The following is a 13,217-nucleotide window of genomic DNA, read 5'->3' on the forward strand; positions in this document are numbered from 1 at the left end:
CAAACCGTGAAAGGGTCGCCCGTGTTGCGGCCGGAGGCAAACGGTTTTCCGGCCCGACGGGTGAGTACCGGCCCACCCCGGGCGCGACACACGGGCGGGACAGCCCTTAGGTATACATGATTTGGCATCAAATAGTGTGACTATATTCTTTATATGAAGGGATGGTGTGCACCGTGCGGGCGCTCGCGAGTTGTGGGTGCGGCCGGTGGTGTGCTCCTGATGTCCCTGTCGGCGTGCGGGGGTTCGGGTGCGGAGGGGGACCGGCAGCACGGCGGACGACTGCCGAACAGGGCCGCGGGGCCGCCGGCCGCCACGGCGGAACCGCCTGCTTCCGCAGTCGACCTAGGACGTATCCCAGGAGTCGGCGACCACCTGTACCGGCGTATCCCGGACGGCAGCCGCCAGGCGCTGGTGGTCTACGGAGACGGCAGGGACTCGCCGGACTCCGCGATCGTGTACTACGTGAAGGACGGTGACGCCTGGTCCGAGGCCGGTCGCTGGGCGGGGCACAACGGCAGGGAGGGGTGGACCACGGACCACTATGAGGGCGACCTGCGCAGCCCCGTCGGTGTGTTCACCCTCAGCGACGCCGGCGGTGTACGCGACGATCCCGGCGCAATGCTGCCGTACGACCAGAACTCGGTGTCCTACGCGGTTCCGGCGAACTGGGGCGAGGCGCACCGGAGCGACTTCGACTACGTCATCGCCATGGACTACAACCGGCGCCCGGGTACCCCGCCGTCCGATCCGATCCGCCCCGGCGGATCCGACAGGGGCGGTGGCATCTGGCTCCATGTGGACCACGGCGACGGGACGGCGGCCTGTGTCACCCTGCCCGAGTCCGGTATGGAGTACCTGTTGCAGACGCTCGACCCGGACCGGCGTCCCGTGGTGGTGATGGGGGACAGGGCGAACCTGCGGGCGTAGGCGCCCTGCTGGAGCGCCGGTACCGCGACGGTGCGGTCCCGGCCGCGCATCCGCCTGGACGGACGACGAGTCGCTTCGCGTCGACGGGCGCGGCCCGGCCCGGACGGCCCGCACCCATCGCACGTACACGATGAACGGCACCACGACACTGGGCGTCGACGGCCGGCTGCGCACCCTCTGACGCTCGGTGACCTGGCAACGGTCGCCGAGACCCGCGTCAACGCGCGCACGACGTGGTCGCGGCTCGAGGGCACCTGCACCGGGGACGCGACGTACATGGCCAACGTCCGCGCAATCAGGGGCACGCGGTCCGTACGGCGAGCGAGCGCTACCGGCTGTACGGCTCGGACGACTGCTGCACCCGGAGACTGACGACAGTTCAGGGAGCGCTCACCGAAGACCGCGACGGCTGCTGAACCCTGCGTCCAGGCGCCCTGCGGGGCGTGGTGCAGATGAATGCCCTGCTGTCGACGGTGACCCCCTCGTCAGCAGGGCGGCTTCAGAGAGGACGCGGCCGTGGCGTCGCCGCCGTCGATCAAGGTGGTGAGCAGACCGTCGAACACCTCACGCTGCTCCTCGGTCAGTGGAGCCAGGATCTCCTGAGCGGCGGACCTGCGCGCGCCACGTAGTTCGCGCAGCGCCTGGCGGCCCGTCTCCGTGACCTCGATCCGGATCACCCGTCGATTGGAGGGGTCGGGCACCCGGCGCACCATGCCGTTCGCCTCCAGCCCGTCGACCAGCGATGTCACCGCGCGGGGCACCACCTCGAGGCGCTCGGCGAGATCCGCCATGCGAGGCGGGGAGCCGAAGTGCGCCAGGGTGCGCAGAAGCCGGGACTGGGCCGGTGTGATGCCCAGGTCGCACTGCTCCAGATGGCGTTTCTGGATCCGGTGCACCCGGCGGGTGAGCCGCAGCAGTTGCTCGGCGAGGAGGCCGTCGGGATCTGGGGTGGTCATACGGGAACAATATCAGGGCGCCGCTCATTATGAGCATAGGTAACAATGAGCTAGGATCCGTAAGTCGCCGGTTCCTCCATGCTTTCCGGCAGCCCTCGCGTCCGCTTCCCGGGACGCCACCTCACCACCGTAGGAGCCCATGCATCCCGATCGACCCACCTGGACCCCGTCACCCGGCGGCCGGCCGGATCAGCCCCGGCAGGTTCGCCGCATCCTGAAGCTGTTCAAACCGTACCGAGGCAGGCTCGCGATCGTCGGCCTGCTGGTCGGCGCCGCGTCGCTGGTCTCCGTCGCCACGCCGTTCCTGCTCAAGGCGATCCTCGACACCGCCATCCCTCAGGGCCGCACCGGCCTGCTCAGCCTGCTCGCGCTCGGCATGATCGCGAGCGCCGTCGTCACCAGCGTCTTCGGTGTGCTGCAGACCTTGATCTCCACCACGGTCGGCCAGCGCGTCATGCACGACCTGCGTACCGCCGTCTACGGGCGACTGCAGCGCATGTCGCTGGCCTTCTTCACCCGCACCCGCACCGGGGAGGTCCAGTCCCGCATCGCCAACGACATCGGCGGCATGCAGGCGACCGTCACCTCCACCGCGACCTCCCTGGTCTCCAACCTCACCAGCGTGGTCGCCACGATCGTCGCGATGGTCGCCCTCGACTGGCGGCTCACCGTGGTGTCGCTGCTCCTGCTTCCGGTGTTCGTGTGGATCAGCCGCCGCGTCGGCAACGAACGCAAGAAGATCGCCACGCAGCGCCAGAAGCAGATGGCCGCCATGGCCGCCACTGTCACCGAGTCGCTCTCCGTCAGCGGCATCCTGCTCGGTCGCACCATGGGCCGGGCCGACTCGCTCACCAAGTCCTTCGAGGACGAGTCCGAGAGCCTCGTCGACCTCGAGGTGAAGTCGAGCATGGCCGGCCGGTGGCGTATGGCCGTCATCACCATCGTCATGGCCGCGATGCCCGCCGTCATCTACTGGACCGCGGGCATGGCACTCCAACTCGGCGGCCCGTCCATCTCGATCGGTACGCTGGTCGCGTTCGTCTCGCTCCAGCAGGGGCTGTTCCGGCCGACCGTGAGCCTGCTGTCCACCGGCGTGCAGATCCAGACCTCGCTCGCGCTGTTCCAGCGCATCTTCGAGTACCTCGACCTGCCCATCGACATCAACGAACCGGCCGACCCCGTCCGTCTCGCCCGGGTCAAGGGCGAGATCCGCTTCGAGGGAGTCGAGTTCCACTACGACGACAAGAGCGGTCCGATACTCGAGGACATCGACATCACCGTCCCGGCGGGCGGCAGTCTCGCCGTGGTCGGGCCCACCGGCTCCGGGAAGTCGACGCTCAGCTATCTGGTGCCGCGGCTGTACGACGTGACGGGCGGACGGGTCACACTCGACGGAGTCGACGTGCGGGACCTGGACTTCGACACGCTGGCCCGCGGGATCGGCGTGGTCTCCCAGGAGACCTACCTCTTCCACGCCTCGGTCGCCGACAATCTGCGCTTCGCCAAGCCCGACGCCACCGACGAGGAGCTGTACGCGGCAGCGAAGGCGGCCCAGATCCACGACCACATCGCCGCTCTGCCCGACGGGTACGACACGGTCGTCGGCGAACGGGGCCACCGCTTCTCCGGCGGTGAGAAGCAGCGGCTCGCCATCGCCCGGACCATCCTGCGGGACCCGCCCGTCCTCATCCTGGACGAGGCGACCAGCGCGCTGGACACACGTACCGAGCACGCGGTGCAGGAGGCCATCGACGCGCTGTCGGCCGACCGGACGACCATCACCATCGCCCACCGGCTGTCCACCGTCCGGGGTGCCGACCAGATCGTCGTCCTCGACACCGGGCGCACGCTCGAAAGGGGGACGCACGAGGAGCTGCTGGAGCTGGACGGACGCTACGCGGCCCTGGTCCGCCGAGACGCCCAATTGGAGACGACAAGATGACGATATGTCGGGTTTGGGGCCTCTGTCGGGTTACCGTGCCCGCATGGACGCGAACACTCCGTCAGGGAAGCCGAACCGACTGCAGCGCCACCGCCTGGCCATCCTGGTCGCGAGCGCGGCCGTCCTCGTCGCGGCCGGCGTAGCGGTGCCGCTGCTGATTCTGCAGAGCGACGAGGAGAGCCGGAGCACCTCCCTCGTCATCCCGGAGGGCTGGCGTGCCGGCCAGGTCTTCCGGGCGGTGGACAAGGCTCTCGGGCTGCCTCCGGGCTCCACCCGGAAGTCCCTTGCCAAGGCCCACCTCAAGCTGCCGCACGACGCGCAGGGCAACCCGGAGGGGTACCTCTTTCCGGCCACGTATCCGATCCACCGGAACGAGTCTCCCGAGTCCGTTCTGCAGTACATGGTCGACACCGCGAACAAGAGGTTCAGTGGCGGCACGATCGCCGCCGGTGCGCAGAGCAGCGGGATGACCTTCTACCGGACCGTCACCATCGCGAGCATCGTGCAGTCGGAGGCCGCGACTCCGCAGGACATGCGAAAGGTGGCCCGGGTCATCTTCAACCGCCTCGCGCGCGGCATGCCGCTGCAGATGGACTCCACCCTCAACTACGCGATGGACCGCTTCACGCTGAACACCACCACGGCCGACACGAAGATCAACAGTCCCTACAACTCGTACCGGCACATGGGCCTGCCGCCGACGCCGATCGCCAACCCTGGCTCGGAGGCGATCCGCGCGGCGCTCAACCCGACGCCGGGCGACTGGCTGTTCTTCGTCACGGTCAAACCGGGCGACACCCGGTTCTCGGCGAGCTACGAGGAGCACCTGCGCAACGTCGAGGAGTTCAACCGTCTGCGCGCCGCGGGTTCCGGGTCGAACTGACGGTACGAAGCCGGGGAACCGCCGCCCGGGCGATACGAGCGCGGCCCGCGACGGCCGCGGTGGTCACGCCGCGCTCTCCCCGACCGGCTCAAACGCCAGAAGCCGCCTGATGTCCCGCACCGCCGCACGCCCCGCGCGGTTGGCGCCGACGGTGCTGGCCGAGGGGCCGTATCCGACGAGATGGATCCGCGCGTCGGAAGCCACCCGGGTGCCCTCGACCCGAATGCCGCCGCCCGGTCCGCGCAGCCGCAGCGGCGTGAGGTGGTCGATCGCCGCCCGGAAGCCGGTCGCCCACAGGATCACATCGGCGTCCACGTGCCGCCCGTTCTCCCACTCCACGCCGTCCGGCACGATCCGGTCGAACATCGGCTGCCGGTCCAGGACACCGTCGGCGATCGCCTGCCGGATGGCCTCGTTGAGCGGCAGACCGGTCACCGAGACCACACTCCTCGGCGGCAGCCCCTGCCGCACCCGCTCCTCCACGAGCGCCACGGCCGCCCGCCCCAGCTCCTCGTTGAACGGACCCTCGCGGAAAACGGGCGGACGCCGCGTCACCCACGTCGTCGCGGCGGCGTACGGGGCGATCTCCATCAGATGCTGGGTGCCGGACGCGCCGCCGCCGACGACGATCACCCGTTGACCGGCGAACTCCTCGGGCCCCGGGTACTGGGCGGTGTGCAGCTGCCGGCCCCGGAAGGTCTCCTGGCCCGGGTAGCGCGGCCAGAAGGGCCGGTCCCAGGTGCCCGTGGCGTTGATCAGCGCCCGTGTCGACCAGGTACCGGCCGAGGTCTCGACGAGCAGCCGCCCGTTCGTGCCCTCGTGCACGGCCCGGACGTCGACCGGCCGTCGCACCCGCAGGTCGAACGTGTGCTCATAGGTGTCGAAGTACGCGCCGATGACCTCGGAGGACGGCCGGGCCGGGTCGGCGTCCGTCAGCTCCATGCCGGGCAGCGCGTGCATCCCGTGCACCTTGCCGTAGGTCAGCGAGGGCCAGCGGAACTGCCAGGCACCGCCGGGAGCGGGGGAGTGGTCGAGGACCACGAAGTCACGGTCCGGCTCAAAACCCGTGTGCCGCAGGTGATAGGCGCTGGACAGTCCCGCCTGACCAGCGCCTATGACGACGACGTCGACGTCGCGTATCCCGGTGTCGTTCACGTTTCCACCAACCGTCCCGGGGCCGCGGATCTTCCCTGCGTTCCGTGGGCGCTCGCGGAGCCGTGGTGCGGGCCCGTCGGCGCCCCCTGGTGAACGCGGGCGGCGCGTCGGCCGGGACCCTCCGTACCTCGGCGCGGACGGCCGGCACGGGTGTGAGCGCGTTCGGATGGGTCAGGATGGAGACATGTCCGATGCCTTCAGCACCCGTGTCCTGAACGTCGCCTCCGGTTCCTCGGAAACGGTCGTCGATCTCACCCGAGAGTGTGAGGCCTTCCTCCGCGACGCGGCCCGAGGCAGGGACGGCCTCCTGAACGTCTTCGTCCCGCACGCCACGGCCGGCGTGGCCGTCATCGAAACGGGTTCCGGCAGCGACGACGACCTCCTGGCAGCGCTGCACACCCTGCTCCCGGCCGACGACCGCTGGCAGCACCGTCACGGCAGCTCAGGCCACGGCCGGGACCACGTCGTCCCGGCACTCGTGCCGCCGCATGCGACCCTGCCGGTCATCGGCGGCCGACTGGAACTCGGGACCTGGCAGTCGGTCTGCCTGGTGGACACGAACAGGGACAATCCCAGCCGTCAGGTCCGTTTGTCGTTCCTCGCTTAGCCCTGGTGCCGCCGCGACTCGGGCTGGAGCGGGGCGCTCTCAGACCGGCTTGCGCCACACGGAGATGTGCTTGGCGGAGTCCTGGGTGAACGGCGTCCCGTCCCAGTCCGCGACGCGCCGCTCCAGCTCGAGCCCCGCGATCCGTGCCATCAGGTCGAGCTCGGCGGGCCACGCGTACCGGTGCCGGGAGCTGTCGCGGCGGTAGCGGCCGTCATCGCCGTCGCGGGTGAGGTGATGGGAGACGAGGATCTGCTCGACCAGGTCGAAAGTGTCGAAGCCGAGGTGCCGCTCGGAGACGTCGAACGCCACGGCGGTCTGCCCGGGCGGCAGGGTCCGCAGCGGCGGCACGCCCAGTTCGATGACGAACCGGCCGCCGGGACTCAGGTGACGGGCGGCGTTGCGGAAGCACTCGACCTGCTCGTCCTGGGTCAGCAGGTTGGAGATGGTGTTGTAGACGAGATAGACCAGGGTGAACTCGCCGGGCACGACGGTCCTGGCCATGTCCCCGATGGTGACCGGCAGCGTGTCCTCGTCGATCTTCTGCCGTAGGACCGCCGCCATGTGCTCGGAGAACTCGATGCCCACCACGGGCACGCCGCGTTCCCTGAGCGGGACGCCCACTCGTCCGGTTCCGATGGCGAACTCAAGCGCCCGGCCGCCTTCGGCGAGTTCGGCGAGGAAGGCGAGAGTCGGCCCGAGGACGGCGTCCGAGGACATCTCGTTCTCCTCGGCGTCGTAGCGGTCGGCCGTCGCACGGGTCCACAGCTCACTGCTCGTCACAAGCCAGTACTTTGCCGGGCGCAGCCGGCCGCTGTCGACGCAATTACCTTCCACCGACGTTCCGAGTACCCGGTCCGAGGGCCGGGTGCAGATCCCTGGGCACGCCGTCCGGTCCGGGAGCACGGGTACCGAGGCAGGCCCCCGACGGCGACGTGACGGCCGGTCACCCACACAGGCGCGCCCCGGGCCCATCCGAACGAGTGCAGCGCCCGCGGCGCGCGAGTGTTTCGCGGCGAGGGGGTACTTGTCCGCCGGACGGAGGGCAAGGGATGGCAGGGAGCGGCCGTCGCGCGGCGGCAGAAGGAGGCGTTCGTGGACCCGGACCGCGGTGAGGTACCCGCAGGCGGCGAGACGGAAGCATCGTGAAGAGCGAGCGCCGGTCACCGGCCTTGCCGGGCACGCCCGGGGCCGTCCGCCCGGGAGAACGGCTCGCCGACGCGGCGGATGCGCGGCTGCCCGTGCTGGAGGGCGGACGACTGCTGCGCAAGGCCTTCCCGGAGCACTGGTCGTTCCTCCTCGGTGAGATCGCGCTGTACAGCCTGGTGATCCTCGTCCTGACCGGCGTCTGGCTGACGTTCTTCTTCAAGCCGGAGATGCGCGAGGTCGTCTATCACGGCCGGTATGTGCCACTGCGCGGTATCCGTATGTCCGCGGCCTTCGACTCGACCCTGCACATCAGCTTCGACGTGCGGGGCGGGCTCCTCATGCGTCAGATGCACCACTGGGCGGCACTGGTGTTCGTCGCCGCGATCGGAGTGCATCTGTTTCGGATCTTCTTCACCGGCGCCTTCCGCAGGCCCCGGGAGATCAACTGGGTCATCGGCGTCACACTCCTCGTCCTCGCCCTGGCCGAGGGCTTCGCGGGCTACTCGCTCCCCGACGACCTGCTCTCCGGTACCGGTCTGCGCATCGCTCAGGGCATCATGCTGTCCCTGCCGGTCGTCGGGACGTACGTGAGCATGCTCGTGTTCGGATCCCAGTTCCCCGGCGAGGACTTCATCTCCCGGCTGTACGGCATGCACATCCTGCTCCTGCCGGGGGCGTTGATCGCTCTGCTGACCGTGCACCTCATCCTCGTCTTCTATCTGAAGCACACCCAGTGGCGCGGACCGGGCAGAACCAACCGGAACGTGGTCGGCAAGCCGCTCTTCCCGCAGTTCATGGCGTCCTCGATGGGCCTGTCCTTCACGGTCGCCGGCGTCATGGCCCTGCTCGGCGGGCTCGCCCAGATCAACCCCGTGTGGGTCTACGGGCCCTACCGCCCCGACCAGGCGTCGACGGGCTCGCAGCCCGACTGGTACGTCGGCTTCCTGGAGGGCGCGCTGCGGCTCGTACCGCCCTGGGAGACGAACATCGCAGGCCACACGATCATGTGGAACGTGCTGCTGCCGGCGGTCGTCCTGCCCGCGCTGCTCTTCCTCGTCCTGTACCTCTACCCGTTCGTCGAGCAGCGCCTGACGGGGGAGTGGCACGTGGAGCAGCACCTGTGCGACCGGCCCAGGGAGCGTCCCGTGCGCACCGGGCTCGGCTTCGCGGGAATCGTCTTCTACGGTGTCCTGCTGCTGGCCGGCGGCAACGACGTCTCAGCGGCCGTCTTCCGGATCTCACTGAACGCCCTGACGTGGATCCTGCGGATCGCCCTGGTGGTGGGGCCCGTCGTCGCCTTCCTCCTCACCCGGTGGCTGTGCCACGCCCTACTGGAGGCGGAGCAGCAGCGTCTGACCGAAGGCGTGGCAACCGGGGAGGTGCGCCAGACCGTGGAGGGCGGCTACGAGAGCGATCACCGGCCGGTGCGACGGTTCCGGCCCGGAGGGCCTCGCAGGCCGCTCAGTCCTCCCGGATCGCGTACTGGAACACCAGACCAAGAACGCCCCGCGCCAGCACCCCGACGCCGATGAGGAACAGCCACAGCCCGTAGACCACGCCCAGGGCGGTGACGGCGAAGCCGAGCGCGGTGACCACGGGCCACGGACTGTGGGCCGGGAAGAACTCCACAGGGCCCGCCGCGTCCGCCACCTCGGCCTCCTTGCGGTCCTGGGGGCGGGTCCCGCGGCGCCGGTACTGCACCGCGCAGAAGAAGGAGACCACCGCGGCCATACCGAAGGCGACGATCAGCACCGCGGTGCCGGCCGGTTCGCCCGACCATGCGCCGTAGAGTGCGGCGGCCGCAGCGAAGAACACGGCGACGCCGGCGAACAGCAGTGCCTCGACCTTCATCGCAGTTCCTCCTGCGCCGCCTGACGGACGATCTCGGGATGGTGCAGGTCGAAGGCGGGAGAGTTGGACCGTACCCGGGGCAGGGCCACGAAGTTGTGCCGCGGCGGCGGGCAGGACGTCACCCACTCGAGCCCGCGTCCGTACCCCCAGGGGTCGTCCTCCGTGACCTGCTCGCCGTACCGGGCGGTGTGCCAGACGTTGTACAGGAACGGCAGCGTGGAGATGCCGAGCAGGAACGCCCCCGAGGACGACAGCGTGTTGAGCAGGGTGAAGCCGTCGGCGGGCAGATAGTCGGCATAGCGGCGGGGCATGCCCTCCGCGCCGAGCCAGTGCTGCACCAGGAAGGTCAGCTGGAAGCCGGGGAACAGCAGCCAGAAGTGCAGCTTGCCCAGGCGTTCGTCGAGCATCCGTCCGGTGAACTTGGGCCACCAGAAGTAGAACCCGGCGAACATCGCGAAGACCACGGTGCCGAAGAGCACATAGTGCAGGTGCGCCACGATGAAGTACGAGTCGGTGACGTGGAAGTCGAGCGGCGGGGACGCGATGATCACACCGCTCAGACCACCGAGCAGGAACGACACCAGGAAACCGAACACCCACAGCATCGGTGTCTCGAACGACAGCGACCCCCGGTGCATCGTGCCGATCCAGGCGAAGAACTTGATCCCGGTCGGGACCGCGATCAGGAACGACATCAGGGAGAAGAACGGCAGCAGCACGGCACCGGTGGCGAACATGTGGTGGGCCCATACGACCGCGGAGAGCATCGTGATCGCGATGGTCGCGCCGATCAGCGGCACATAGCCGAACAACGGCTTGCGCGAGAACACCGGGATGATCTCCGTGACGATCCCGAAGAAGGGCAGCGCGACGATGTAGACCTCGGGATGCCCGAAGAACCAGAACAGGTGCTGCCACAGGATGGCGCCGCCGTTCGTCGCGTCGAAGATGTGCGCGCCGAACTTGCGGTCGGCCTCAAGGGCCAGCAGCGCGGCGGTGAGCACGGGGAACGCCGGCAGCACCAGGATCGAGGTGAACAGGATGTTCCAGGTGAAGATCGGCAGCCGGAACATCGTCATGCCCGGTGCGCGCAGACACATGATGGTGGCGATGAAGTTGACCGCGCCGAGCGTCGTCGACACGCCCGTCACCACGAGTCCCATCACCCACAGGTCGCCGCCGGCGCCGGGGGTGCGGTAGGCGCTGTTGAGCGGGGCGTAGGCGAACCACCCGAACGACGCGGCGCCGCCGGGCACCACGAAGCCGGAGACGACCATCAGCCCGCCGAACAGGTACATCCAGTACGACAGGGCGTTCAGACGCGGGAAGGCCACGTCCGGGGCGCCGATCTGCAGGGGCATGACCGCGTTGGCGAATCCGGCGAACATGGGCGTCGCGAACAGCAGCATCATCACCGTGCCGTGCACGGTGAAAAGCTGGTTGTATGTCTCCTCGGACATGAACTGCAGTCCCGGACGGGCGAGTTCGGCCCGCATGGCCATGGCCAGGAGTCCCGCGAAGAGGAAGAAGCAGAACGCGGTGACCATGTACAGCCTGCCGATCACCTTGTGATCGGTCGTCGTGGTCCAGCGCAGCAGCGCCCGTCCGAGAGAGGACGTGGCGGTGGCTCCGCGTCGGGTGGCGGCGGTGCGTTCCGACAGTTCCGTCATCGTCCTCCTCCACGGGCCCCCGCCGTGTCACTCCCCGTGACGTGTCAGGGCGGCGCGTGAGCGCCCCACGGGTGCCCGGTCGCACCGGCCGGAAACCGGTCGTGATGACGAAGGGGTTCTGGTGCGGGGCCGCCCGGGCATCAGGCCGCGCGGTTCGACCGCCCGCTGCGATCATGCCCGCCCGTCGCGAGGCTATCGCCGCGAGTGCCGGGGACACCGCCGCGCCACGCCCGTCGTGCGGGCGTTCACCGTGGTGGGCCGGGCCGAGCACGCCCAGCGGGACGTCCGGCCCGGACGGCGGCGGCGTGTTCGTTTCCCAGGCCTGGGTACCTGGGAGAAATGGTTACGATCTCTCTGGAAATGGCGGCCTCGGACGCGGCATGGGCAGTGACCGGCGCCTTCATCGGCGGCCTTGTCATCGCCGGTGTCCTGGTCTGGGCCATCCGGCTCGGCATCAAGGTGCGCGGTCGCGAACAGGGCCCCCAGCGGACCTCCCCGCAGCCCGCCCGGCCGGCCCCGGGGCCCGTAACGGAGTCCCGCGAGCTGAGGGAGCCGGACGAGATGCCGCGCGCCGGGGACAAGGGCAGGCGCCTCACCCCCCATGAACTGCACGCCGGCGGCGGCAAGCGCAGCGAGGACCAGAGGCGCCCGCGCTGGAATTCGGGCTCCAGCGGCTCCTTCGGCAGCGGCGGTTCCGGCGCGAGCTGACGCCGGGGCGGTGCGTCGGGGCCTGGCGCGGCCGAGTGCCAGTGATCACCACCGGGACTGTGCGGACACCTTCCGCGGCCGCCGGACTGCCGGGGCGGGCCTCGGTGTCGTCAGGGACCCGTCCGATGCGGCCGGTCTGCCTGCTCCGCGCGTTCGGCGTCCCTCTGCTTGATGCGTGCCGTTTCCTTGCGGACCTCGGCCTGAGTGGCGCGCTCCTTCTCGAGCCAGTCGGGCCGGTCCTGCTTCAGCGCCTCGATCTGCTCGGTCGTGAGAGGTTCCGTGACCCCGCCGCGCGCGAGACCCGAGATGGAGACCCCCAGCTTCGCCGCGACCACCGGGCGCGGGTGCGGTCCGTCGCGTCGCAGCTCGCGCAGCCACTCGGGCGGATCGGCCTGAAGCGCGTCCAGTTCGGCGCGCGAGACGACCCCCTCCTGGAACTCGGCGGGGGTGGCGGGCAGGTACACACCCAGCTTCTTCGCCGCGGTCGCGGGCTTCATCGTCTGGGTGGTCTGGTGCGACTTCATGGCCTCCAGAATATCCGCCGTGTGGGGGACGTCCGACCACGCCCGGTAACCTGGCGGCGTGACAGGCTCGGAAGTACCCCCTTCGTTCCGGCTCGCGTACGTACCCGGGGTGACGCCCGCCAAATGGGTGCGGATCTGGGACGAGCGCCTGCCCGATGTCCCGTTGACCCTGGTCCAGGTGCCGGCCGCCGAAGCGTCCGATGTGCTGCGCGCCGGCGAAGCGGATGCGGGGCTCCTGCGGCTGCCGGTCGACCGTACGGTCTTCAGCGCGATCCCCCTGTACACCGAGACGACCGTCGTCGTGATCCCCAAGGACCACCTCTTCGCGGCGGCGGACGAGGTGTCCCTCGAGGACCTGGCCGACGAGGTGGTGGTCCATCCTCTCGACGACGTCCTCGGCTGGGACCGGCCGCCCGGCGAGCCCGCCTTCGAGCGCCCCGCCACGACGGAGGACGCCGTCGAGCTCGTGGCCGCCGGGGTCGGCCTCCTCGTCGTCCCGCAGTCCCTGGCGCGTCTGCACCATCGCCGGGATCTCACCTACCGGCCGCTTGCCGACGCCCCGCAGTCGAGCGTCGCCCTGTCCTGGCCGGAGGAGGCGACCACCGATCTCGTGGAGGACTTCATCGGAATCGTCCGCGGCCGGACGGTCAACAGCACACGAGGCCGCAACGCTCCGGCGGCACAGCCGAAGCGCCAGCAGTCCGACGCGGGCGCGGCCCGGCCGAAGCCCGCGGCGAAGAAGTCGACGGGCCGGAGCCCACGCGCCGGGGCCAAGAGCTCGAAGGGCGCCAGAGGCGGCAAGCCCCGTCGCCGCTCCTGAGGCACTCCGCGGCACTTCTCCGGTAGCT

13 protein-coding genes and 1 pseudogene are annotated in these 13,217 nt (G+C 69.8%); 8 read left to right on the forward strand and 6 right to left on the reverse strand.

From position 1 onward, the window contains the following. The first annotated feature begins 219 nt into the window (after window positions 1–219). Both ABZ904_RS26450 and ABZ904_RS26455 read left to right on the forward strand, forming a co-directional pair. The gene (locus tag ABZ904_RS26450) at window positions 220–927 is read left to right on the forward strand and encodes a hypothetical protein (protein ID WP_360994062.1); all 708 of its coding nucleotides are present in this window, start codon (window positions 220–222) and stop codon (window positions 925–927) included. Window positions 928–976: 49 nt separating this feature from the next. Beyond that, window positions 977–1,343 (forward strand): annotated as a pseudogene (locus ABZ904_RS26455) (peptide-N4-asparagine amidase); the annotation flags it as partial. A gap of 69 nt (window positions 1,344–1,412) precedes the next feature. Here ABZ904_RS26455 and ABZ904_RS26460 read toward each other — a convergent pair. Then, window positions 1,413–1,883, reverse strand: a complete 471-nt coding sequence (locus tag ABZ904_RS26460; protein WP_359402511.1) for a MarR family transcriptional regulator — start codon at window positions 1,881–1,883, stop codon at window positions 1,413–1,415. 139 nt (window positions 1,884–2,022) lie between these two features. Between ABZ904_RS26460 and ABZ904_RS26465 the strand changes: the two genes are divergently transcribed. Then, window positions 2,023–3,825 (forward strand): ABC transporter ATP-binding protein, encoded by a 1,803-nt coding sequence (locus ABZ904_RS26465; protein WP_359402508.1) that lies wholly within the window; start codon window positions 2,023–2,025, stop codon window positions 3,823–3,825. Between the two features lie 43 nt (window positions 3,826–3,868). Continuing rightward, complete coding sequence (gene mltG / locus ABZ904_RS26470; RefSeq protein ID WP_359402505.1) at window positions 3,869–4,708, forward strand: endolytic transglycosylase MltG; 840 nt, start codon at window positions 3,869–3,871, stop codon at window positions 4,706–4,708. A 63-nt stretch (window positions 4,709–4,771) separates the two neighbouring features. Here the strand turns inward: mltG and ABZ904_RS26475 are convergent, their stop codons facing one another. Beyond that, window positions 4,772–5,863, reverse strand: coding sequence for an NAD(P)-binding domain-containing protein (locus ABZ904_RS26475; protein WP_361825866.1), 1,092 nt, complete (start codon window positions 5,861–5,863; stop codon window positions 4,772–4,774). Between the two features lie 184 nt (window positions 5,864–6,047). On the opposite strand from ABZ904_RS26475, the gene ABZ904_RS26480 reads away from it, so the two are divergent. Beyond that, on the forward strand, window positions 6,048–6,470 hold the full coding sequence (locus ABZ904_RS26480) for a secondary thiamine-phosphate synthase enzyme YjbQ (protein WP_360994050.1): 423 nt from the start codon (window positions 6,048–6,050) through the stop codon (window positions 6,468–6,470). 39 nt (window positions 6,471–6,509) lie between these two features. On the opposite strand, the gene ABZ904_RS26485 is transcribed toward ABZ904_RS26480, so the two are convergent. After that, complete coding sequence (locus ABZ904_RS26485; protein ID WP_361825868.1) at window positions 6,510–7,250, reverse strand: class I SAM-dependent methyltransferase; 741 nt, start codon at window positions 7,248–7,250, stop codon at window positions 6,510–6,512. A 389-nt stretch (window positions 7,251–7,639) separates the two neighbouring features. On the opposite strand from ABZ904_RS26485, the gene ABZ904_RS26490 reads away from it, so the two are divergent. Then, window positions 7,640–9,148 (forward strand): ubiquinol-cytochrome c reductase cytochrome b subunit, encoded by a 1,509-nt coding sequence (locus ABZ904_RS26490; RefSeq protein WP_361825910.1) that lies wholly within the window; start codon window positions 7,640–7,642, stop codon window positions 9,146–9,148. On the opposite strand, the gene ABZ904_RS26495 is transcribed toward ABZ904_RS26490, so the two are convergent. Beyond that, window positions 9,078–9,467 carry a cytochrome c oxidase subunit 4 gene (locus ABZ904_RS26495; protein WP_359402493.1) on the reverse strand — a complete coding sequence of 130 codons (390 nt, stop codon included), beginning with the start codon at window positions 9,465–9,467 and terminating at the stop codon, window positions 9,078–9,080. The two genes, ABZ904_RS26490 and ABZ904_RS26495, sit on opposite strands and share 71 nt — an antisense overlap. Further along, complete coding sequence (ctaD, locus tag ABZ904_RS26500; protein ID WP_359402490.1) at window positions 9,464–11,137, reverse strand: cytochrome c oxidase subunit I; 1,674 nt, start codon at window positions 11,135–11,137, stop codon at window positions 9,464–9,466. Before ctaD ends, ABZ904_RS26495 begins: the two co-directional genes overlap by 4 nt. A gap of 339 nt (window positions 11,138–11,476) precedes the next feature. Here ctaD and ABZ904_RS26505 point away from each other — a divergent pair, with 339 nt between their 5' ends. Further along, window positions 11,477–11,845, forward strand: a complete 369-nt coding sequence (locus ABZ904_RS26505) for a DUF6479 family protein (RefSeq protein ID WP_359402487.1) — start codon at window positions 11,477–11,479, stop codon at window positions 11,843–11,845. 110 nt (window positions 11,846–11,955) lie between these two features. On the opposite strand, the gene ABZ904_RS26510 is transcribed toward ABZ904_RS26505, so the two are convergent. Further along, complete coding sequence (locus tag ABZ904_RS26510; RefSeq protein WP_359402484.1) at window positions 11,956–12,369, reverse strand: DUF5997 family protein; 414 nt, start codon at window positions 12,367–12,369, stop codon at window positions 11,956–11,958. Window positions 12,370–12,427: 58 nt separating this feature from the next. Here ABZ904_RS26510 and ABZ904_RS26515 point away from each other — a divergent pair, with 58 nt between their 5' ends. Then, window positions 12,428–13,189, forward strand: a complete 762-nt coding sequence (locus ABZ904_RS26515) for a LysR family substrate-binding domain-containing protein (RefSeq protein WP_359402481.1) — start codon at window positions 12,428–12,430, stop codon at window positions 13,187–13,189. Window positions 13,190–13,217: the final 28 nt, after the last annotated feature.

The organism is Streptomyces sp. NPDC046900 (assembly GCF_040644975.1).
In the GTDB taxonomy this organism is placed as follows: Bacteria; Actinomycetota; Actinomycetes; order Streptomycetales; family Streptomycetaceae; genus Streptomyces.

What these genes read in the sequence shown, in the direction of transcription:
- ABZ904_RS26465 (WP_359402508.1), top strand. Translation starts at nt 2,023, where the DNA reads ATGCATCCCGATCGACCCACCTGGACCCCGTCACCCGGCGGCCGGCCG.
- ABZ904_RS26460 (WP_359402511.1), bottom strand. Translation starts at nt 1,883, where the DNA reads ATGACCACCCCAGATCCCGACGGCCTCCTCGCCGAGCAACTGCTGCGG.
- mltG (WP_359402505.1), top strand. Translation starts at nt 3,869, where the DNA reads ATGGACGCGAACACTCCGTCAGGGAAGCCGAACCGACTGCAGCGCCAC.
- ctaD (WP_359402490.1), bottom strand. Translation starts at nt 11,137, where the DNA reads ATGACGGAACTGTCGGAACGCACCGCCGCCACCCGACGCGGAGCCACC.
- ABZ904_RS26510 (WP_359402484.1), bottom strand. Translation starts at nt 12,369, where the DNA reads ATGAAGTCGCACCAGACCACCCAGACGATGAAGCCCGCGACCGCGGCG.
- ABZ904_RS26495 (WP_359402493.1), bottom strand. Translation starts at nt 9,467, where the DNA reads ATGAAGGTCGAGGCACTGCTGTTCGCCGGCGTCGCCGTGTTCTTCGCT.
- ABZ904_RS26450 (WP_360994062.1), top strand. Translation starts at nt 220, where the DNA reads ATGTCCCTGTCGGCGTGCGGGGGTTCGGGTGCGGAGGGGGACCGGCAG.
- ABZ904_RS26480 (WP_360994050.1), top strand. Translation starts at nt 6,048, where the DNA reads ATGTCCGATGCCTTCAGCACCCGTGTCCTGAACGTCGCCTCCGGTTCC.
- ABZ904_RS26505 (WP_359402487.1), top strand. Translation starts at nt 11,477, where the DNA reads ATGGTTACGATCTCTCTGGAAATGGCGGCCTCGGACGCGGCATGGGCA.